Source organism: Pseudomonas sp. MD195_PC81_125 (assembly GCF_014060985.1).
GTDB lineage: Bacteria > Pseudomonadota > Gammaproteobacteria > Pseudomonadales > Pseudomonadaceae > Aquipseudomonas > Aquipseudomonas parakoreensis.
The window spans coordinates 1-791 of the sequence record NZ_JABULD010000764.1 but is presented as its reverse complement, the minus strand read 5'-3'; the positions used below and the strand labels follow the sequence as shown (position 1 = coordinate 791).

At 56.0% G+C, this 791-nt stretch carries 2 protein-coding genes; both read right to left on the bottom strand.

Features of this window, described 5'->3' with window-relative positions; translation table 11 throughout:
- The coding region (locus HT737_RS28940; RefSeq protein WP_182404538.1) for a hypothetical protein at positions 1 to 287 on the bottom strand (287 nt) is incomplete at its 3' end.
- Between the two features lie 190 nt (positions 288 to 477).
- A partial coding sequence (locus HT737_RS31435) for a hypothetical protein (protein ID WP_220459559.1) occupies positions 478 to 791 on the bottom strand: 314 nt, incomplete at its 5' end.

The following is a 791-nucleotide window of genomic DNA, read 5'->3' as shown; positions in this document are numbered from 1 at the left end:
AGATCCACCATATCCGGGTTGAAAGTGATCTCCAGCACATCATCCCCATTCAGCGCATCGGCATCCGCCGCCGCGATCTCGATCTTCAACTGCGTTTTGCTCAGGGTGACCTTTACGCCGTCGAGCGTCGAAGGCTCGCCATCCAGGGTGATCTCCAGCTCGTCCTCGTCCGGATAGCGGCTCATCAGAAACATATCGCCCTTGTCGCTATGGCAGCAGAGCATGGCCATGTTGTCTTCTTCGTCGTCGCACGGGTTGACGATCAGTAGGGCGGTGGTCATTTGCATGGGGGAATTCCTGCCTCGGCGGGCGTGTTGGTCGCAATTGGGCGCGATTCTGCCAGCCTCGGGAATTTCTGCATGTGAGAGTGTCAGAGGATGTGTCGCGAACGCGACACAGGTCAATGGTCACTTCTGGCACAGATGTACCGTAAATACGGGCATTCAAGCCGCCGTTTTGCGCCATGACTGCTAGTGTTTACCGTTGCCAAAGCCTTGGTTTACGTGCCAATGACCGAATATGTCGCAGCACCGCAAGCAGACACATTGTCGCACCCATTAAGCTGCGCAACGGATGAGCACCCGTAAAGGCATTGTCGGCGGCCTCGACAGTCGTTTTTGCAGATGCCCATTCAATGGAAGGTGAATGTGACCTGAGTGTCTCGTCCAGCTTCACCCACCTGTCCCCCTGTTTCCTCTGCCCGAGATTCAGGAACAGGGCGACACAAGCCCCGCAAGGGGTGTTGCACGCGACGCTTTCCATCAATAACAAGCTTAAGCGGAGTACCACAG